Annotated in this window: 14 protein-coding genes; 10 read left to right on the top strand and 4 right to left on the bottom strand. The window is 51.1% G+C overall.

Annotated elements, in window-relative coordinates:
• Positions 1–480: 480 nt before the first annotated feature.
• The 9 genes from HER31_RS01075 (at position 481) to HER31_RS01115 (ending at position 16,406) form a co-directional block, all read left to right on the top strand.
• A complete protein-coding gene (locus HER31_RS01075; protein WP_168658873.1) occupies positions 481–5,214 on the top strand; it encodes a DUF4011 domain-containing protein in 4,734 nt (1,577 codons plus the stop codon).
• 759 nt (positions 5,215–5,973) lie between these two features.
• Complete coding sequence (ahpC, locus tag HER31_RS01080) at positions 5,974–6,531, top strand: alkyl hydroperoxide reductase subunit C (RefSeq protein WP_168658874.1); 558 nt, start codon at positions 5,974–5,976, stop codon at positions 6,529–6,531.
• Between the two features lie 178 nt (positions 6,532–6,709).
• Positions 6,710–8,302, top strand: coding sequence for an alkyl hydroperoxide reductase subunit F (gene ahpF, locus HER31_RS01085; protein WP_168658875.1), 1,593 nt, complete (start codon positions 6,710–6,712; stop codon positions 8,300–8,302).
• Positions 8,303–8,525: 223 nt separating this feature from the next.
• On the top strand, positions 8,526–9,872 hold the full coding sequence (locus tag HER31_RS01090; protein ID WP_168658876.1) for a TolC family protein: 1,347 nt from the start codon (positions 8,526–8,528) through the stop codon (positions 9,870–9,872).
• Entirely contained in the window at positions 9,869–11,029 is a 1,161-nt protein-coding gene (locus HER31_RS01095) for an efflux RND transporter periplasmic adaptor subunit (protein WP_168658877.1), read from the top strand. Before HER31_RS01090 ends, HER31_RS01095 begins: the two co-directional genes overlap by 4 nt.
• Positions 11,029–14,202 (top strand): efflux RND transporter permease subunit, encoded by a 3,174-nt coding sequence (locus tag HER31_RS01100; RefSeq protein ID WP_168658878.1) that lies wholly within the window; start codon positions 11,029–11,031, stop codon positions 14,200–14,202. The genes HER31_RS01095 and HER31_RS01100 overlap by 1 nt, the downstream gene beginning before the upstream one ends.
• Complete coding sequence (locus HER31_RS01105; RefSeq protein ID WP_168658879.1) at positions 14,202–14,879, top strand: response regulator transcription factor; 678 nt, start codon at positions 14,202–14,204, stop codon at positions 14,877–14,879. The genes HER31_RS01100 and HER31_RS01105 overlap by 1 nt, the downstream gene beginning before the upstream one ends.
• Positions 14,869–16,119 (top strand): sensor histidine kinase, encoded by a 1,251-nt coding sequence (locus HER31_RS01110; protein ID WP_168658880.1) that lies wholly within the window; start codon positions 14,869–14,871, stop codon positions 16,117–16,119. The genes HER31_RS01105 and HER31_RS01110 overlap by 11 nt, the downstream gene beginning before the upstream one ends.
• Complete coding sequence (locus tag HER31_RS01115; RefSeq protein ID WP_168658881.1) at positions 16,089–16,406, top strand: hypothetical protein; 318 nt, start codon at positions 16,089–16,091, stop codon at positions 16,404–16,406. Before HER31_RS01110 ends, HER31_RS01115 begins: the two co-directional genes overlap by 31 nt.
• Positions 16,407–16,477: 71 nt before the next feature.
• On the opposite strand, the gene add is transcribed toward HER31_RS01115, so the two are convergent.
• From add to HER31_RS01130, 3 genes are all read right to left on the bottom strand, one after another.
• On the bottom strand, positions 16,478–17,473 hold the full coding sequence (gene add / locus HER31_RS01120; protein ID WP_168658882.1) for an adenosine deaminase: 996 nt from the start codon (positions 17,471–17,473) through the stop codon (positions 16,478–16,480).
• A gap of 203 nt (positions 17,474–17,676) precedes the next feature.
• A complete protein-coding gene (locus tag HER31_RS01125; RefSeq protein WP_168658883.1) occupies positions 17,677–18,570 on the bottom strand; it encodes an alpha/beta hydrolase family protein in 894 nt (297 codons plus the stop codon).
• A 205-nt stretch (positions 18,571–18,775) separates the two neighbouring features.
• A complete protein-coding gene (locus tag HER31_RS01130; protein ID WP_168658884.1) occupies positions 18,776–19,942 on the bottom strand; it encodes a MerR family transcriptional regulator in 1,167 nt (388 codons plus the stop codon).
• Between the two features lie 247 nt (positions 19,943–20,189).
• On the opposite strand from HER31_RS01130, the gene HER31_RS01135 reads away from it, so the two are divergent.
• Entirely contained in the window at positions 20,190–21,011 is an 822-nt protein-coding gene (locus tag HER31_RS01135) for an arylamine N-acetyltransferase family protein (RefSeq protein ID WP_202983580.1), read from the top strand.
• A gap of 84 nt (positions 21,012–21,095) precedes the next feature.
• Here HER31_RS01135 and HER31_RS01140 read toward each other — a convergent pair whose 3' ends face one another.
• A complete protein-coding gene (locus tag HER31_RS01140; protein ID WP_168658885.1) occupies positions 21,096–21,581 on the bottom strand; it encodes a VOC family protein in 486 nt (161 codons plus the stop codon).
• Positions 21,582–21,666: the final 85 nt, after the last annotated feature.

The following is a 21,666-nucleotide window of genomic DNA, read 5'->3' on the forward strand; positions in this document are numbered from 1 at the left end:
GTTGTTGCCAATGCAGTTAAAGTACCGGCTAGGCGAGTTTTGATACAAGGGGAAAGCACTACCGCCGTTGATCTTTTGCCACATTGGAGCAGTCCAGCGAAGCGTTTTGGACTACGACCTAAGGCAAGGGGGATAGCAAAGGGGGCGAAGTTTCCCCTAATGTATACAAGAATGTGCTGTCGCCGCAGCGACATCGTCCCCTAAAAGCAGCGCAATCGGTGAAGCCGAAGGCTTAAGATAAACTTCAACAGCTAACTACGACACAGCCCTTTTGTTTGGCACTGTCGTTTAGTCTTACCCGACTGGAGCCCTCTCATCGCTTCACTGGCTCTACTGATGACGCATTAATTAGTAAATGGTAACTTTATTACCAAAGGTGGTGATTCGTCTAAACTTTGGCCAAATTCAATTGTTTGCTCATACTTAAAACGTTTACTGTGACTGTCATACTTTTATCTCTTTCCTGCCAAAAGGCTGCCCATGAGCCCAATTGCCAACCAACTCGAGCTAACCCGTAAAGAACTGCTGGATATGGGGCTGCGCGGCAACCCGCTGCTGAGCTTTCGCCATAGCTCGGCGCGTACGCTTGAGGTTATCGATGAAAAGTCGTTAGAGCTGTTCCACACCTTGGTGACGCAGGGGAAAAACATGGGGTTTGCACCGCTGCCGAGCGCACTGACACCAGAGGAGGATAAACCTACTCCAACAGCGGCGGCGGTGGCTGACTATCTGCAGCAACAGAAGGGCGAGCAACGTCATCAAGACAGCTTAATGCAGACCAGATTCCAACCGGATATCCTCGATCGCAAGCTGCTCAAAATCGAAACCGAAGCCAAGACCTTTATTGAGGAGCAGGGCATCGATATCCTCTACATTGGCTTGGGTTTTGTCCATTGGTATGAAGACGATAACAGCGATAAAGTCCGCCGAGCACCGCTGTTGTTGGTGCCGGTTGAGCTCAGTCGAGGCAGTGCCGCTGAACGATTTAAGTTGACCTATACCGGCGCTGAACTGGGACCCAATCTAACCCTTGGGGCCAAGCTGCGGCAGGATTTTGGGATAGAGTTACCAAGCTTCGATAGCCTGGAAGAAGCTACTGAGCTGTTTCATTACTTTGTTGAGGTGTCGCAAGCTATTGCCATCCAACCACGATGGCAACTGGTGCAAGATGAAGTAGCGCTGGGTTTCTTTTCGTTTGGTAAGTTCCAGATGTATCAAGATCTGGACGACAGCAATTGGCCCGAAGGAAAACAGGCGGCGCAATCAACGGTACTACAGCAACTGTTTGGCGAAGGCTTCCCCCATGCAGAGCAGTATCAAGCGGATCATCAGGACAATGAGCAACCCCTGCCTCTAGCACGGCACGAACAACTTCATTTGGTGAAAGACTCCGACTCAAGCCAAACCGCGGCGGTGGAAATGGTGCGCTCTGGCAGCAGCATGGTGATCCAAGGCCCCCCCGGTACTGGTAAGTCGCAAACCATTACTAATATCATTGCTCAGGCGATTTCGGACAACAAAACCGTGTTGTTTGTCTCGGAGAAGATGGCCGCACTTGAGGTGGTAAAGCGTCGCCTAGATGACACCCATTTAGGAGATGCGGTGCTTGAGTTGCATTCCCATAAAAGCAATAAGAAAAGTGTACTTGGCTCGTTGGCGCAAACCTTAACCCAAGGTCAGCCACAGATCCCAGAACGTCACAATGAGTTGAAACGATTACAGCAGGTACGTAGCCAGTTAGATGAGTACTGTCAGCAGGTGAACCTGCCCGTACTCGATAGCGGTGTGAGCTATATCGAAGCTTTGGGACGTTCGTTAAAGGTTAGCGAGTTGGCTTCCGGTCGAGTGCTGCCCGAGTTCGACTTTGGGTTAATGAAGCGGTGGAGTAAAAGCCAATACCTTGAGCAACTGGCGGCGGTAAAGCGGCTGGTTACGCTACTCACCCAACTGGGTGTACCAGCCGACGGGCCCTTTGCCGCAACGCAATTGCGGAACTACTCACCAGTAGAGCAGGAGAAAGTTACCGCGCTGCTTAGCCACGCACAGGGCAATCTCAATGCTACCATGGCAGTTGCCGAGCAGTTAGCTAATGGCATGAGTTTGCCGGTACCGCACCAACTGTCTGATTGTCATGCATTGATGGCTGCTGCCAAACGTGCACTGAAGGCTCCGGATCTCGATGGCATTAATCTCAGCACCGAGCAATGGCAGCTACATCGTGAAGAGATTGAGCAACTCATTGGTGCTGGTAAACAATTAGCTGAGCTTAGGGTCAAACATCAACAACGTTTTATCGATGCCGCTTGGCAACAACAGTTACTGCCATTACGTACTGTCCTTGCTGCTAAAGGCAGCAGCTGGTTTCGTTGGTTCTCTGGTGATTACCGCGCCGCCAAAAATCAGCTAGCGGGAATGTTAACCGGCCCGCTTAGTGGGAAACCCAGTCAGTGGTTGGGTTGGATTGATGACCTAATGGCCTACCAACAAGCACAGCAACAATTTGAGCAACTACAAGCGTTGGCGCAGCGTTTGTTTGGCAGTCAATGGCAAGGGCAGCAAAGCGATTGGAGCACGCTAACGAAACTGAGCGAGTGGATTGTTGAAACCTTCCGGCAGATAGGCGCCGGAGCTATTCCCGCAGGGTTGATGCCGTTTCTTACTGGCGGTAATGATCTCAGTGCCTATCAACCGTTGCTCGATAGCATGGAGCAGCAATGCCAGCAATTTGCTGCACCATTTCAGCAACTGCTGCAACGGCTGCAACTGTCGGCTGAGGCGTTGGATTTTGATGCTACTTTTGGTGAACTCGCCGATCGCATCAACCAGTTCGGTGATCACAGCGACAGCCTCTATCAGATGACCACCTTCAACCGTATGCGCGATGAGTTCGCGGCGGCAGAGCTGGCGGTCGTCACCGACGTAGCCTTTAGCTGGCAAGGTGAGCCCGAGACCATTGCTCTAGGGTTGCAGAAAAGCTATTTCTCAGGCTTGGTAAACACCGCTTATGAGCAGCGACAAGCGATCAATCACTTCGATCGCAACGCCCATGAGCAAGTACTGGCTGAATTCCGTCGATTGGACTCCGCATTATTTAGCTTTGCCCAAGAACACCTAGTCAACGAGCTCTATCAGCGCCTGCCAGCGTCACACGCCAAAGGAGAGGTCGAAACTATTCGACGTGAGATGAATAAAAAGCGGCGGCAGATGCCGATCCGCCGTTTGTTGGATAGGGCGGGGCGAGCAGTTCAGCAGATTAAGCCGGTGTTTATGATGAGCCCAATGTCGATAGCAACCTACCTCAAGCCCGGTGCGGTTGAGTTTGATCTGGTGGTGTTCGATGAAGCCTCACAGGTGAAGGTTGCTGATGCCCTTGGTGCCATTCGTCGTGGCAAACAGGTCGTGGTGGTGGGGGACACTAAACAGATGCCACCTACCGACTTCTTTGGTCAAGGATTTGATAGCGGTGACGAGGACGAGGGCGATAACCTTACTGCCGATATCGAATCGATTCTTGGCCTATTTTTGGCTCAAGGAGCGCCAGAGTCGATGCTGCGTTGGCACTATCGCTCCCGTCACGAGTCACTGATTGCGGTGTCGAACCAAGAGTTCTATGACAACAAACTGATGGTATTCCCAAGCCCCGGCGTCAACCCCAACGCCTCTGGCTTAAGCCATAACCATCTGCCTGATTGCCCCTACGATCGCGGCGGTTCACGTACCAACCCGCAGGAAGCACAGGCGGTGGTTGAGGCGGTCTTGCACCATGCCCGCACCAAGCCGCAGCTCACCCTTGGTGTGGTGGCGTTTAGCGTGGCTCAACGTGATGCCATTTTGAACCTTCTCGACCAAGCTCGGCGCAGTGCCCCAGAGTGCGAAACCTTCTTTGCTGACAATCCAGAAAATGAGCTGTTCTTTGTTAAAAACCTCGAGAATGTGCAGGGGGATGAACGGGACGTGATCTTTATTAGCCTTGGTTACGGCCGCACTAATGCCGGTAATATGAGTATGAACTTTGGCCCACTTAACCGTGATGGTGGCGAGCGACGTTTAAACGTATTGATCTCGCGGGCACGGCAAGCGATGAATGTATTCTCTAACTTTACCGCCGACGATCTTAAAACCGACAGCAGCAGCCCTTTTGGTATCCGCGCGCTCAAAAATTTCCTGCATTACGCCAATACAGGGGTGTTAGTTGAGCGGGAAGAGACTGGCAAAGCACCGGACTCACCCTTTGAAGAACAAGTTATCAGCGCTATCCGTGGCTTAGGCTATGAGATTGAACCTCAGGTTGGATGCTCTGGTTTCTATATCGATATTGCTGTGCGCGACCCAGCTAAACCCGGCCGTTATATCTTAGCGGTAGAGTGTGATGGTGCGACCTATCACGGCTCCCGTGAAGCGCGAGATCGAGATCGGATCCGGCAAGCGGTACTGGCAGGGCTCGGCTGGCGCTTCCACCGGATCTGGAGTACCGATTGGTTCCGCAATGCCCATAAGCAAACCGTCAAACTGCAGCAGTCAATTGAGCAAGCTGTTGCTTATTATGGCGCCCTTGATAACGACCAAACTCAGGCCGCGGCGATAGAACCAATATTGGCGACGGTCAAACCGCAACAGCCCGAGCCAATCAAAGCGGACGTGACTCGGGTAGCGGTTGATCCAAACAGCGATAGCAGCATTCATTATAAATCGGTTGGTGGCGATGACTTAGCGCGTTTCCCTCAGCCGGACTTGTACGACGCGGATAGCGAACAGCTCGGGCAAGCGCTCCTAACGGTGGTGCAAACTGAAGGGCCGTTGCACATCAAACGTCTGCTGCAGGTAACCTGTGATGCTTACGGTCTTGGGCGTGCTGGCGCTAAGATCCAGCGCACGGTGGAAGCGGCACTGCGGACCGTCGGCAATCAGATTCGTTGTGAAGGGCACTTCTTACAGCTGCCAGAACAACCGATTGCAGTGCGCAATCGCGCCAAACTTGAAAGCAATGAACGCAAGTTTGAATGGGTAGCTCCAGCGGAGATTCAGCAAGCGCTACTGATGGCAGTTGAGAGTAGCCATAGCCTTAATGATGAAGATGCCATAGCCACCGTGGTTGAACTGCTTGGCTTTGGCCGTGCTACCGCTAAGGTGAAAGCACAGGTGCAGATTGAACTCGATGCACTGCTTCAGTCACACCAACTGAAACGTGATGGCATGGATTTGCTGATTGGTTGATTCTGCTTTACCAGCATTACCTAGTCAAAATGCCAAGGTTATCCTTGGCATTTTGACGCTATGTAGCAGGTAATTGTTGTTTTCAATTCGGTTAAAACAGCGGCTAGGTGGAGGCCAGACAAAAACAATAGCGCACCATTGCCTTGGTAGTCCCAGTGCTTTAGGTACGGTAACCACCAAGGCATAACCCAGTTAAAGCAATATGGTTGCTATCGCCGTAGCCTCAACAGCTAATCCCAATAGTTATTCGCAACAGAAGCTATTGTTGGGCTGTGTCATAGTTAAGTGTTGAGGTTTATATCAAGCCTTCGGCCCGATTTCGATGCTTTAGGGGAGGATGTCGCGGTGGCGACAGCACATTCTTGTATGCATTAGGAGGGAGCTTTGCCCCCTTTGGAATCCCCCTTTGCCTTAGGTCGCACTCCAAAACGCTTCGCTGAACTGCTCCGATGCGGCAGAAAATCAACGGCGGTAGTGTTTACCCTTGTATCGCGACTCGCCTAGCCAGTGCTTTAACAGCATTGGAATGAACAACACTTAGTTGGTACACAGCCTATTGTTGTGCCTAGTGCTGCAGCGTGGCTATTCGAAATAGCGTTTTAAAATAAGGCTATTAATCGAACAAATAGATCGTAATCGAATTTACCTATTGTTGCTATAGATCATAATCGTTTTGTTGTTTTGTTTCGGCGGGGCATTATAGCTCCATCAACACGACATAGTGTGCAACGAAAACAAAACTTTAGAAGGGACAAACCGATGATCAACACTCAAATTAAGCCATTCTCCGCTACCGCTTTCAAGCAGGGCGAATTTGTCGATATCACTGAGCAAGACGTTAAAGGCAAGTGGTCAGTGTTCTTTTTCTACCCTGCGGATTTCACCTTTGTATGTCCTACTGAGCTTGGCGACTTGGCCGACCACTATCAAGAGCTGCAGAGCCGCGGCGTAGAGGTTTACTCAGTATCCACTGATACTCATTTCACTCATAAAGCGTGGCACGATTCGTCTGACACCATCGGTAAGATCAACTACTTCATGGTTGGCGATCAGACTGGCACCATCACTAACAACTTTAACGTGATGCGTGAAGGCCAAGGTCTAGCAGACCGCGCGACCTTCCTCGTAGACCCAGAAGGCGTTATCCAAGCGATGGAGATCACCGCTGAAGGCATTGGCCGAAACGCTGAAGATCTGATGCGCAAGGTGAAAGCAGCCCAGTACGTTGCTAATAACCCAGGTGAAGTATGCCCAGCAGCATGGAAAGAGGGTGAAGAAACTCTGGCGCCATCACTGGATCTAGTTGGCAAAATCTAATTAAGCCAACGCGCTTGAAAGCGCACAAGGAACCGTAACGATTCCGTAAGCATACTCTAGCCCTAACGCTCATGTGGCTGGGGTATGCGCCCCTTTTTATATCGACCAATTTACTCTTTTTTCTTATTTGCTTTGCGCATTGCCGCAATCCGTATCTCAATTTGCAATAGGTGCTCCAATGTTAGATCAAGCCATGAAGCAGCAACTTAAAACCTACCTCGGCAACGTAAAAAACAGTGTAGTTTTGCGTTTGTGTCTTGATGACAGCGACACTGCAACTAAGCTGGAGTCGTTAGCTAGCGATATCGCTTCGTTGAGCAGCCATATTGAGGTTGTGCGCGACAATGATGCCAGTCAGCGCCAACCGATGATGTTGGTTGAGAACCCAGATAAGGGCACCTCAATTGGCTTTGCTGGGCTGCCGATGGGACACGAATTTACCTCGCTGGTGCTGGCACTGCTCCACAGTGGCGGTCATCCCATTAAGTTGGATGAGGACACTATTGCCCAGATTGCTGAGCTTAATGTGCCATTAGAGGTGGAGATCTTTATCTCACTCTCCTGTCAGAACTGTCCAGAGGTCGTACAGGCATTCAATATGATGGCGGCAATTAATCCATTGGTGAAAACCACTATGATTGACGGTGCCGCTTTCCAAGGTGAAGTCAAAGCGCGCGATATCATGGCAGTACCAAGCGTATTCATTAACGGGGAGTTGTTCGGCCAAGGACGGATGTCATTAGCGGAGATCCTCAATAAAGTCGACACCGGCGCCGCTAAGAGGAAAGCCGCTCAGTTGAATCAACAAGCGCCATTTGACGTGTTAGTGGTTGGTGGTGGTCCTGCTGGTTCTTCTGCTGCTATCTACGCCGCGCGTAAAGGCATTCGTACCGGGGTGGTGGCCGAGCGCTTTGGTGGTCAGGTGCAAGATACCATGGCCATTGAGAACTTTATCTCAATAAAAGCCACTACCGGACCGAAGCTGGTGGCAAGCCTAGAAGAGCACGTTAAAGAGTACGGTGTTGAAGTGATTACCGAACAACGCGCCGCTAACATTATCGGCGCAGAAGAGACTGCCGATGGTTACATTCACGTCGAGTTAGAAAGCGGTGCAGTCCTAAAATCCCGCAGTGTGATCACCAGTACTGGGGCACGCTGGCGCGAGATGAATGTACTGGGTGAACAGGAGTATCGTAACAAGGGGGTGGCTTACTGCCCGCACTGCGATGGTCCACTATTTAAAGGCAAGCGAACTGCCGTAATTGGTGGCGGTAACTCTGGCATTGAAGCGGCTCTCGACTTAGCTGGTATCGTTGAGCACGTCACCGTCTTGGAGTTTGCAGATACCTTGCGTGCCGACAAAGTACTTATCGACAAAGCGCAGGCTACAGCCAACATCGACATTATCACCATGGCTCAAACCACAGAAGTGCTGGGCGATGGCAACCGCGTTACCGCTCTTGAGTATAAGGATCGCAACAGCGGCGAGGTTAAGCAGATTGAGTTGGCAGGGATTTTTGTGCAAATTGGCTTGGTGCCAAACAGTGAGTGGTTGAAGGAGTCAAAGGTCGCCCTGTCTGGCCGTGGTGAGATTGAGATTGATGGCCACGGTGCTACAAGTTTAAGCGGAGTTTTTGCCGCCGGGGACGTTACCACAGTGCCGTACAAGCAGATTATTATCGCTATGGGTGAAGGCGCCAAAGCCAGCTTAGGAGCCTTTGATTACCTAATCCGTACTCCGGCGCCAACAGAGCAATCTGCAGCAGCGTAGCTACTATACCGATTCGACTTGTCGCCGCCCAACAGGGCGGCGTTTTTGTGTCTACTGGTTTTGATAATCGGTTGGATTTAGCGTGGCTTGGTTAGCGGGCTAACGGCCGTAGCTAAATGTAAAATCATGTAAATCAGAGCTCGAATTGAGGTCGCGTTAACCCAGTGTTAACCCCCTCGCTAATTATGATGGCAGCACTTGAAATGATAGTGAGTCGTCCATCATGACCTACCAACTCACCGCTGTGGCACTAATCCTGTTGTTACTTAGCGGTTGTCAAAGCTTCAGCGCCGATGATCACCGCGAGGCGATCGAACAAGCGCAAGCCCAATTGCCAGCGTGGCAAAGCCAGAATGACTCGGCGCAAACGGCTACCGAGTTATCGCAGCTATTAAGCGATCCTCAATTAGATCAGCTGATTGCGGCGTCCCAAGCTGCCAACCCGAGTTTGCAGCAAACCCTGTTGTCACTGCAGATAGCCTATGCGCAACAGCAGCTTACGCGCGGCGATAGGTTGCCCAGCGTCGATTTGGGCTTAGCTACCAGTGACGGCGAAGATGGCAGCAGCAACAGCGCTGAGCTAAGTGTCAGTTGGGAACTGGATCTGTGGCGCAAGCTGGCGGACGCGGACAGTGCTGCCAAGATGGATCTTGCAAGCAACGAAGCGAGCTGGCAGCAAGCGCAAGACCTGTTGGTAGCCAATGTGATGCGCGGTTATCTCAATTACGCTCAGCAGCAGCAATTGGTCGTGCTGGAGCAGCAGCGGTTGCAGCTGTTACAAAGCAATGAGGCGGTTATCCTAGAGCGCTACCGCGTTGGTTTAGGTGACTTGGAAGCGTTAGATAACGCTAAAACCAGCACCGCCACCACCCAAGCCACTATTGCGCTGTATCAACAACAGTTGGCCAACAGCATCCGCACCTTGCAACAGCTCACCGGCGATAGCGAGCTGAGCGTGGCAGGTACCAGCACTTACCCGCACGTGAGCCAACCATTAGCCACCTTACCAATTCAGGATCTAAGCCGTCGTCCCGACTTGCAAGCGGCGTACTTCAATACTCAATCGGCCTACTACAGCAGCAAGGTGGCATATAAATCGATGCTGCCAAGCATTAGCCTACAAGCGGCACTGACCGACAGCGCCAATTCCATGCAGGATGCACTGTTTACCAGCCCAGCGTGGAGCCTATTAGGTCAGCTTACGGCTCCCTTGTATCAAGGGGGGCAACTTAAAGCACAGGCTGAAATCGCTGAATTGGAATCCGCCCAAAGTTACTGGGCCTACCGTGAAATATTGCTGGCAGCGGTGTTGGAAGTTGATGAAGCCATCGACAACGAACGTAACCTTAGTGCGCAGATCGCTCATCTCGATACTGCCGTGCGAAGCGCGACTCGCAGCAGCGATAGTTATCTCAAAAAATACCGTCAGGGTCTGGTTGATATCGTTGATTTATTGAGCGTGCAACAACAGCAGTTTGATGTTGAAAGTCAGCAGATCCAAGCCACTTATAATCACCTCGTTAACCGCATCGATCTGGGCCTCGCGCTAGGTCTAGGAGTAAACCAATGAAACTGAAACTTTTGCCTATCGCCGTTACTATAGCCTGTGGTGTAGCACTGTTTAGTGCGGTGGCATACAACGGTTTTCAGATGGAAAATCATCAACAGCAACGAGCCCCTAAGCCAGTAGTGGTTGCGCCCAGTGTTGCAGTATCAGTAGTTAGCGCCGACAGCTATACCTCCGTCGTACAAGGCTACGGCGAAGCGCTGCCGCAATATCAATTAACTCTAACTGCCCAAAGTAGCGGGCAAGTTTTGACCTTGGCGGATGCCTTTGCCAGCGGTAATCAGGTTAAAGCGGGGCAGTTGCTGGCTAAGGTGGAAGACAGCAATTACCAGCAAGCGGTGAGCGATGCCAACAAGGCGGTAGCGGATGCCAAGTTGGCACTGTTAGAGGAGCAGCGCCAAGGCGATCAAGCAAGAAAAGATTGGCAACACTCTGGGCTTGAGGGCGAACCTGACTCCCCATTGGTGTTGCGTCAGCCACAGTTAGCCGCGGCGGAAGCAACCCTAGAACAAGCGCTACGACAGCTGGCTAGCGCTAAGGTGGATCTGGCTAATACCGAGATCCGCGCTCCATTCGATGCGGTTATCGTTAGCCGCGATATACAACTTGGTAGCTACCTGCAACAAGGCAACAGCGTGGCGATGCTATACAGCACCGACGTTGCCGAAATCCGCGTCCCGTTGTCACAGGTACAGTGGCAGGCATTAGGGCAGTTGCAATTAGGGCCGGAGCATAAGGTGGCGCTTAGTAGTAGCGATGGTCATGAGCAGTGGCAGGGTTATGCCGCCCGGATTGAACAACATCTTAATAGCAGTGATCGTCAGCGCTCTTTAGTGGTTGCTGTCGATGAGCCATTAGCACTGGCATCGCCATTACACGCTGGTACCTTCGTTACCGCCACTATTACTGGGCAAGAGCGCAGCAACCTGTGGCAGCTGCCTACAACCGCAATCTCCCAAGATGACGCCATTTGGATGGTGACTGACGCGCAAACCATTGTGCCGCAAGCGGCCGAGGTGGTGTTTGCTGATCAAAGCTGGGTGTATTTGACACCATCTACCGTGGACGGCACTGCGCAGATCGTACAGCGTCCGCTGAATAATTACCTCAGCGGCATGCGGATTAATGCCGTCAGCGACTCGGAACAGGAGCAGCAGTAATGACTGAAGGCCATAACGATTCAACCCCAAGTAGGCCAGCTCCGGTGGGCCCGAAGCCAAACGGTTTGATCTCTTGGTTTGCCGCTAACTCCGTCGCGGCCAACCTATTGTTGGTCGGTGTGCTGGTACTTGGACTGTTGACTGTCGGTGATATCCGTAAAGAGGCGTTTCCGTCGCTTGAACCAAGCCGGGTAACGGTATCGGTTACTTACGACAGCGGTGACGCTCAGCAAGCAGAAGAAGGCATTGCCATCAAGATTGAGGATGCTATCGAATCGGTTGCGGGGATCAAGCGGATCACCTCAACCTCTAATGCCAGTGGTAGTACGGTCGTGATTGAGAAAACCTCGAGCTACGACCTTGATCTGTTGATGGATGACGTCAAGACCAAGGTCGATGCCATCTACAACTTCCCTGCGGATGCCGAGAATGCGGTAATCGAGAAAGCGACCCGTCAGGACCACGCGATTACGGTGCAACTGTATGGCGACTCTGATCGTCGTACTCTGCAGGCGTTGGCGGAAGAGTTAAAGATCGATCTGTTAGCTAAAAACGGCATCAGTGAAGTGGAGTTTCAGGGCAAAGCTGAGCCGATGATCTCCATTGAAGTCGATGAAAACAGGCTGCAATCCTACAACCTAACCTTGACTGATATCGCCACCGCAGTGAATGCCGAGTCGGGTACGGCTATCGGCACCAGCTTGCGTAATGGCGACAAAGTGGTGCGTTTGAAGGCCGCAGAACAAAGCTATCGGGTCACTGACTTTGCCAATATTGTTGTGCACAGCAGCGCTGAGGGTGGGGTGATCTTCCTTGGCGATATCGCTGATATCAGTCAGCAGTTCGAAGACGAACCCTATGTGATGTCGCGCTTTGCTGGGCAAGCGGCGATCGCGATTGAGATTGTAATGGATGAACTTGGCGACGTTACTGACATCGTCGCTCAAGCAAACGAGGTGGTGACCGATTGGCACGATCGAGGTTTGTTACCCGCCGGCGTTGAGTTGGTTACTTGGTACGACAAAAGTGATTTGATCACCGATCGTCTGTCGTTGCTAACGCAAAATGCCATAACCGGTATTGCGATGGTGTTTATCGTATTGGCGCTGTTTTTGAACCTGCGAGTGGCGTTTTGGGTAGCGATGGGCCTGCCATTTGTATTCTGCGGCACCCTGTTTTTCCTCGGCGATAACTACGCCGGCATGAGCCTCAACGAAATGACTACCTTCGGCTTTATCATGGCCTTGGGAATCGTGGTCGACGATGCGGTGGTTGTCGGCGAGAGTATCTATAGTGAGCGGCGTCGTTATGGCGATAGCTTACATAACACTATTGGCGGCACCATGCGGGTAGCCGTACCAACCCTGTTTGGCGTACTTACCACTGTAGCGGCGTTTTACGCGCTCAGTAACGTTGAAGGTCAAATGGGCAAATTGTACGCCCAGTTTGCTACTGTGGTAACCATCTGCTTGTTGCTGTCGGTGGTGGAGTCGAAGTTGATTTTGCCAAGCCACTTGGCTCACTTGGATACCCACAAAAAGGTAAACCCTGGAATCTTAGGGTTGTGGAACCGTATCCAACATGGCTGTGATATGGGCTTACAATGGTTCTCGGATAACATCTATCGTCGCGTTATAAGCTGGGTACTGCAGTTGCGCTACGCAGTTATCTTGGGCTTTATCACCCTATTTGTGCTGGTGGTTGGCTTGCCGTTAACCGGTAAGGTTAAGGTGGGATTCTTCCCTGATATTCCCGGAGACACCATTGTCGCCAGCGTTAGCATGCAAACCGATGCCGGTTATGGCCTATTAGAGGATCACCTGTTGACTCTGCAACAGCAGGCACTGATTGTTGATAATGAGATGAGCGATGCCAACAGTAGCGGCATTGATGCGCTGCAGCTATTGGCGGAAAGCGACAGTAGTGGTCAGGTCACCATCGAACTGAGCGACGACGCCAACTACAGTTCCCGTGAATTTGTAAAACAATGGCAGCAATTGGCGGGTAACCCAGAAGGGGTTAAGAAACTAAAATTTGTTACCGCGTTTGAGGGCTTGGATAACTTTAAAGTTGAGCTGAAGGCGAGTGATTTTGACATCTTGACCGCGGCAGGGGGGGAGTTCCGTCAAGCATTGGGTGAGATCCAAGGCGTTAGCGGCATTGATGATAACCTCAGCTCTAAGGAGCCGCAGTTCCGCTTTGAGTTAACCCAACAAGGACGTGCTTTAGGCTTTACCACCTCGGATCTATCCCGTCAGATCTTACAAACCTTCGGTGGTGAGATTGTGCAGCGTTACCAGCTCGATCGCGATGAGGTAAAGGTGCGTATTCGATACCCAGAGCAACAGCGACAAACCTTGGCCGACGTTAACGCCGCTAAATTGCGTGCACCGGATGGCACCATCGTGGCATTGACCGATGTGGTGGTGATTCGCCAAGAGATGGAGTTATCGGAGCGTACCCGTATCGACTCGCAAAGTGCGGTATATCTAACAGCATCGTTAGATAAGGAGCAGCTTGCCTCGAACGCGTTGGTGGCGCAATTGCAGCGGGATCTGGTGCCACAGCTGCAAGCCAACTACCCAAGCCTGAGCATCCATTTTGCCGGTGAGGCGGAAGCGCAACAAGAGTCCAGTGAGTCAATGGCAAAGATGTTCTTAATGGCGTTGCTGGGAATCTACGCGTTGTTGGCTATTCCGTTGCGTTCTTACGTGCAACCCATGTTGATCATGACCGCAATCCCGTTTGGTATCGTTGGTGCGATTTTGGGCCATTGGTTTAATGATCTAACCATCAGCTTGCTCTCTTTGAATGGGATCTTGGCGCTCAGTGGCGTGGTGGTAAACGACAGTTTGTTGTTGGTGTCTCGTTACAACGAATTGCGCAAAGACTTGCACATTAAGGAAGCGATAACCGAGGCCTGTACAGGCCGCTTACGAGCGGTACTATTGACTTCGGTAACCACCTTTGCAGGCTTGGCGCCACTGCTGAGCGAAACCTCAATGCAGGCTCAGTTTCTTATCCCAGCGGCTGCGTCTTTGGGTTATGGTATTCTGTTTGCAACGGTCATTACGCTGGTGCTTATTCCTTCTTTATTATTGATTCAAGAAGAGATTAAGGCTCTGCCTAAGCGTTTTCTGAACAAGCCGGCACATACCGAGGAGTACGCTTAGTGTTGAACCTGTTGGTGGTTGAGGATGACCTCGATTTGGCGGCATCGCTAATCGATTATCTCGAGCTCGAGGAGATGCAGTGTGACCATGCAGCCAATGGTTTGGCTGCCCTGGAGCTTATCAATAGCAACAATTACGATGTGATTGTGCTCGATCTCAATCTACCCAAACTGGATGGTTTACAGGTCTGCCAACAGATGCGAGCTGCGGGTAACGATTCCCCAGTATTGATGCTCACTGCTCGCGACAGTTTGGACGACAAGGTTAACGGCTTTCAATCTGGCACTGACGATTACTTGGTGAAGCCTTTCGCAATGGAGGAGTTAGTGGTGCGGGTGCTGGCGCTATCGAAGCGTCGCAGCGGTCAAACGACCAAGCTTATTATTGCCGATCTGCAGATGGATTTGAGCCTTAAGCAAGTGCACCGAGGACAACGAGCACTGAAGTTGACTCCCACCGGTTATAAATTGCTGCAAGCCCTGATGCGGGTTGCCCCAGAGCCCCTTAGCCGTGAAGCGTTGATGAAAGCAGTGTGGGGCGACGATCAACCGGACAGTAACAGCTTAAAAGTGCATCTACATAAACTGCGCAAGCAGGTAGACCTAGAGGGTGAACTATTGCTGACCATTCCCAACGTTGGCTTTGCGCTGCGCCAAGAGGTAACTGATGCGCCGTAGCTTGAAGATCTATCTGATTGGGGTACTTTTACTACTTGGAACCTTGGTGTCGGTCACCTTGTCGGTGGTGGCACTGAAATACTTTACCGGTGGTATGGATTCACTGCAAAGCCATAACATGCTTACCAGCGCTCGTGAGGCGGAGCGCCGTGGTGTCGATGACCGCTATTTCTTGCAGTACCATGTAACCCGCGACTGGGCCAAAGTGCCGGCGGAGGTAAAGCAACTTATCCCGGCAATACCTAGCGAACCCTTTCTGTTAACTAAGAAGTTTGTTGATGGTCCTTGGGCACTCGCACCGAGTCGTGGTGCCTTCGTATTGATGGTGGACGGCAACGATGGCGTGCGCCGTTATGTCTCCATGCTGCTCAAACCTGAACGGCTTGAGCCGTTAACCAAAAATAGTCTGTTTGCTTTTGGCACCAACCCGCTTTTGGTGATTGTTGGCTTTGGTGTAGCTGGAGTAGTGTTGTTTGGTTTGGTGCTGTGGGGGCTGATGCGGCAGATCACTCAGCCGGTTCAAAGGTTGGGTAATTGGGCTAAATCCCTTGGTACAGACGAACGTAATCAAATCACTCCAGATTTTCAATATCGTGAGCTCAATGGGCTGGCGAGTATCATCAAAACAGGGGTGATTGCGGTGCAAGATAGCACCGAGCGTGAGCGGGAGTTTTTGCGTCACGCCAGCCACGAACTACGTACTCCGATTACCGTAGTGAGGGCTAATAGTGCCATGCTTGGTAAGCTTACCAGCGATGCTAATAGCAAACAGGGGCGGGCCCAACAGCGGATAGAACGTGCCGGTAAAACCATGAGCGATCTGGTGGAAACGCTGTTGTGGATGAGTCGGGAGCAGCAGCTGCAAGCACCGCAGCCGGTAGCCATTGGTCTACTTATCCAAGAGCTCATCGATGAGCTGGATTATCTACGCCAGAAACAAAAGGTTGAACTGCAGATCGATATTGATGACAGCCAGCTCCTGCTTGCTCAAACCCCATGCCGAATCGTTATCTCCAACCTGATCCGCAACGCCTTTCAACACACTGCGGAAGGCACGGTAACGGTGACGCAAAGGGGCAATGAATTGTCGATTAGCAACCCGATTGGCGTCGGTGAAACCAATGACGTTGGCTTTGGTTTGGGGTTGAAACTAAGCCGTAAACTAGTTGAGCAATACCAATGGCAGTTATCTGAGCTCGTCGATGACCAGTGGCATACAGTCGAACTAACCTTCGCTTAACGGCAACGTTTGTTGGTTCTGCGTCTGTTTATCCTGCTCTTGGTCATGCCTTCTCATCCCCTGAAGTCGGCACCAACTGCATCCATTTATTCCAGCAGCAATTAGTCGTTGAAGACAGTGACTCCAGTTCATTGACCGAGGCGGGGCAGAACATTAAAGGGTTTGGCCTTGCCCTTAAGACCGTGAATCAAGTTTGTAACCGCATAGGCTGCTGGCAGTGGCAACTCGATAATCGAACTGCCGACAATGGCAGTTTAGCCGTGCTGCGTTTTGTCACCGATAATTGATGAGCTCAGGATAGCGGCCAAAGCGACAGCCATTGGTTGCGCTGTCGCTTGAGCATACAACCCAATCGGTTTTACTGCTTTTTCGCTTGTAGCGCCTTACGATCGCAGTTGGAGATAAAGGCCATCTGCAATCCATTTTTCTGGACTTGGATTAGCTGGGCGTCACTCAAGCCGATACCCTCTTTGGCCATCTGGTATTCAAATGGGATTGAGTTAGCTGAGACACCAGGATCGTCGGTGTTAAGGCTAGCGATGATTCCGTGCCCTAAGAACTGCTTTAATGGGTGGACATTATAATCGGCAACGGTATTGGCGTGCACATTTGAGGTAGGACAAGATTCAATGCCGATGTTGTTGTCGCGGATGAAATCGAGCAGTTTTGGATCCTCAGGTGCACGGGTAGCGTGGCCAAGGCGAGTTGCGCCAAGCTCATTAAGCGCCTGCCAAATGGAACTGGTTGGGCCCGGTTCACCGGCGTGGATGGTAACGCCAAGATCGGCATTACGAACGCGTTTGAAGTGTTCGACAAACAGATCTCCAGGGAAGCCCTCTTCGTCACCGGCTAGATCGCAGGCGACAAAGTGATCGCGCTGGGAAAGGATAGCGTCGAGCTCACTATGACAGGCCTGCTGGCCATCGCCACGGCACAAAATCCCGATAAGATTGATCATAATATCGTTATCGCGGGCACCAGCTTGTACCCCATCAATTACTGCTTCCACAACCCCCTGCATTGGCAGTTTGTGCGGCCCAGCCATATAGGCTGGCGAGAAACGCAGCTCACCATAATCAACCCCATTGGCAGCAACATCGACGGCATTTTCGTAGGCAACTCGGCGAACGGCATCCAAATCGCCCAATACGGCCACTTGGTAATCCAGTTTCGCCAGCAGCGCTTCCACTGAAGGGCAGCGATCGATCACCTGAAGGTAGGGCCGTAGAGTCGGCATGTCGTAGGCGGGCAGGGCGACATTAAACTGTTGGGCCAGCTCGAGTACGGTTTGCGGGCGAACGGAGCCATCAAGGTGGCGGTGAAGATCGGTTAAGATTAACGAGTTATTAGTCATTAGTTGGCTTTTTATTTTTAGATAGGGGGGCTACCACTAGCGATACCCCCTGTTGTAGGTAGTACGCCGAGCGACTAGGCGCAACGATTAGCCATCCTTGGAGCCGCTTAGGGTAAATAAAAAAGAGTAACGATAACAGTGGTATAGTTAATAATAATGAAGGCGGTGCCCAACCCAATGGGCACGCTGGCGGTTGGCAGTGGTTATGCCGCGCTGGTTTGGTGGTTGCTGGCGTCGTTACTGTGTTTGGTTATCCAGTCACTTGCCAGTGGCCACAATGCTGCTGCTTGGCGACTAAAGAACTGCATATGACCGATGGTTTTTAGACCGTGCTCAGCGGGAACTAGGGTCACGGTAGACGCGTTGCTTAAGGGAAAGACCCTAAGCATCTCGGCCACATTGGCGCTGTTGGCGATATCGTCGTCGCTGGCGTGAACATACTGTATTGGTAACTTGAGGCTATCAAAATGGTGGTGCTTGACCTCATTACCAAAGGCCATCTTGATATAGCCGCGGCCGTTACAGAATCTACGCCACTGTTGGGCAACACCTTTAGGGAGAGGCTCGCCCATGCCAACCCATTGCGACTTAGTATGGCCAAACAATAGGTTATTTAGCGGGATAAACAGGTTCATAAAGTAGTGGGCGGTGACAATGAATGGCAGCTGCATATTGCGCAGACTGCCGGATGAACTGGCAAAGGCAAACACCGACTTTAGTTGGTGACAATTGTCCATTAAACCAACCAGTTGGCCGCCAGCACTGTGGCCAATTAAGTGATGTGGCGCCTCAGGTAATAGGCGTTGCAGTTCCTTCAGGGCGGCAGTCATATCCAGTTGCCCCCACTGCACAATGGTTGCTCTGCTCTTGCTTACATCCCCTACGAGTGACTCACCAATGCCACGGTTATCGAAGCTCAATACGCCGATCCCTTTGCTGGCCAAATAGCAGCAAAAGTGGAAGTAGAACTGGCGCTTTATTCCAGTGGCTGGTGCCAAGATGACCCCGGCGATTGTGGGTTGTTGTGGAGCAAAGTAGCTGGCGGCTAAAGTAACGCCATCAGCGCATGTGAGAGTGATAGATTTTGGTTCCTGCACAGCGAATTGTTCCGTTTCAATTAAGTCACCTGCATCACAACATCGCAGTTTCAGCTCAATTGTTCAAACCCGCGACTGGCAATCCGGTTACTTTTATCGACTGCTAGTCTGCATGAGCTTAAGGGTCACAATCGATATGGGGCGGATGGTCGGCCGAGGCTGCTATTTGGCGCTAAGCCGACACTGACCGGAGTAATAGGCGAAGTTAACGTTTTAAGATAAACATCTGATAGCCGTACTCTCCGATGAACTGGTGGTATACCGCGAGCTCTTTTCTTATATCCGCTGCCGCCTTTGAGTTCGCCAATGGCTCCGGCACCTCGTTAAGGCGCTGCTCTAACGGCTGGTAGTAGTTGCGCCACGCTTGCTCACTTAGGCTGAAATGCGCCAAAAGTTGGTAGCCTGCAGCGTTTATCTGCTGTAACCGTTGTTGCAGATTGCACATATCAGGGTAATCGCTGCCTAGGTGTTGTTTGGCTGCTGGGCTTGGCTTATCTGTCAGCCACACCATGTCACTGACAACCATGATGCCATCATCTTTCAGTAATGACCGCCACTGTTGCAACGCCTTGATGAATCCCATGATGTAGGCACTGCCTTCGGACCAAATTAGATCGAAGCTAGAGGCGGCAAATGGCAGCTCGGTCATGCTGGCACACTGAGTTTGGACACGCCCAATGATCTGTTGTGCGGCCAGACTTTGCTTAAGCCGTTCAAGCGCCGGCTCTTCGTTATCTACTGCGGTGATTGTCGCCTCACTGTGTTTCGCCAGTACAGCGGTGGCTAAGCCGTTACCGCAACCTATCTCGAGGATATGCTTTGGCGGCTGTGGTAGCAGTTGTAATGCGGTGAGGGTGTCGTTGCTATCACCTGGCCCCCAGCGAGTCAGAGTTTCGAAAATTTCCATAAAATCAGCCATGTAGCGTTCGTGATCGTTCATATCTTTTGATAACCATTTGAGCCGCAGTGCTTCTTTTTCGTCGAAACCCTGCTGCATTAACCAATTGAGGTGGGCATCTGGCGCTTGTTGGCTAACCTGTTGGTGCCAACTGCTTTGCTCGCCTTCCCCCAGTAATGCTGCCAGCAGTGTTCGTGACTGCTGTTTAGCGGCGATCTCTTCATCTAACTGTGCCAATCGTTGTCGCAGTAACTGCCGATCTATCTTGGCGTCGAGGCAGGCTTTGCACTCTTTTAGGGTCAACCCGGCCGCTTGTAAGCGTTGCAGTAACTTCAATCGTTGTAGATCTTGGTCGCTGTAAACCCGATAGCCGTTGTCGAGGCGCCGTCCTTGCAGCAACTGTTGTTTCTCGTAATAAAGCAAAGTAGTACGGGTTAAACCAACGGCGTTTGCCAGTTCTGTTATTCGGTACATTGCCAACGTTGACTGATGAATTGATACGACCACTGTAAACCGTAGAGCTATAGACAGGTCAATGCCATTTTCAGATAAAAGGAGTGATTATCTATGGTGTTCACCGTTGTTGAGGGAGAGATCATGGCATTAGGGCAGTAACGGCCACTGATGATAAATAACTGCGCTGCGGCAACTTCAGTTACAGTAAAAGCATAACTGTAACGCCAGAAAGCTATCGTTAACGCTTGCTGTAGAGATCTCTCAAATGAATAGCGAACCAGAGCAGCATATCGACTCAATTATGTTGGCTGAGTACTTCAGTCGCATCGGTTTAGATAACAAAGTGGATCTAACACTTGCAGGCTTAACCCGTTTGCACCGCTATCAACATAGGTCGATTCCATTTGAAAATTTGGATGTGATTGCTGGGTTGCCCATTAAGATAGAAGCAGGCGCAATACATAAAAAGTTGGTTCAGGATAAGCGTGGTGGTTATTGCCAAGAGTTGAACGGGTTGCTGTATAACGTCGCCAGTGCACTCGGGTTTGAGGCACGGGTGTTGTTGGGACGGGTGCATTTAGGCAAGGAGCCTTCCGGCCGAGGTCATCGCGTTACAATGGTGACCATCGATAAGCAGCAGTGGTTGGTTGATTGTGGCAATGGTGCGTTTACCCCCCGCGCACCATTACCGATTGTGATGGGGCAAGAGCTAAAAACAGACATACAAACCTTTCGCTTTGTTGCAGATGAGCACTTTGGCTATCTACTACAGCTTAAAAGCTCGGGCAACTGGAGCAGCATCTACAGCCTTGATATGAGCCACGTATGCCAAAGCGATCTTGAGTACGGCAATCATTACACCTCGACCTCGCCATACTCACTGTTCACCCGCAATAGCATGGCGGTACTGCCCATTGAGAATGGTACCGTTACGCTATTTAATCGAACCTTAAGGGTTACTGAAAAGGGCCACACTACGGTAATAATTCTGGCGGATGAAGACGCCTATCTGCAGGCATTAGCCGACTACTTCGGGTTGTCTACCAACGTAAGCTACAGCAGCATTGAGCCATACTTGAATCGATAACAACGCGATTTAGCTAAGGCTTTAGCTAGCGGAACGTATCCGCTAGCCAAGTATTGCTGTCAGCACTGACTGAATCAGTGTGGTTTACTCATACTCAGAAGAGTAGGTTTCTGCGTAAGAGTGAGAGTACAGCTCAAACAGGTTACCAAACGGGTCTTCTAGATAAACCATCTTAGCTTGTTTGCTGTCATCTTCCGGGTGGTAGCGCATGATATCCATCCGTACCTTGCCGCCAAACTTGGTGGTGCGTTCAATCACACCTTCGAAGTCATCGGTTTCAAGAGAGAAGTGGAAAATACCAATCTTGTTGAAATCGACGATGTGGCGCTGTTCGCGATTCTTCATCTCAAACAGTTCAACCCCAATACCATCAGTGGTCAGTAGATGGGCAATATTAAAGCCTTCAAAACCTTCACCAAAAACCGCTACACACATTCTACCGATGGCGGTTTCCTGCTCCTCTTGTACGCGGCTTTTACCCATTACCACCTTTAAGCCTAGTGCGTTAGTGTAAAATTCAACGGCTTGGTCCATGTCGCCAACCATAATGCCTACGTGACTCATTTTCATAATTGATTCCTCATAACCGAGTGCTTCACTGCGGTGTTGTTTGTTTCGATGAGGTCATTATGGGAGCAATGGGGAATAATCTGAA

Origin of the sequence: Ferrimonas lipolytica, assembly GCF_012295575.1 — a bacterium.
Classification (GTDB): Bacteria; Pseudomonadota; Gammaproteobacteria; order Enterobacterales; family Shewanellaceae; genus Ferrimonas; species Ferrimonas lipolytica.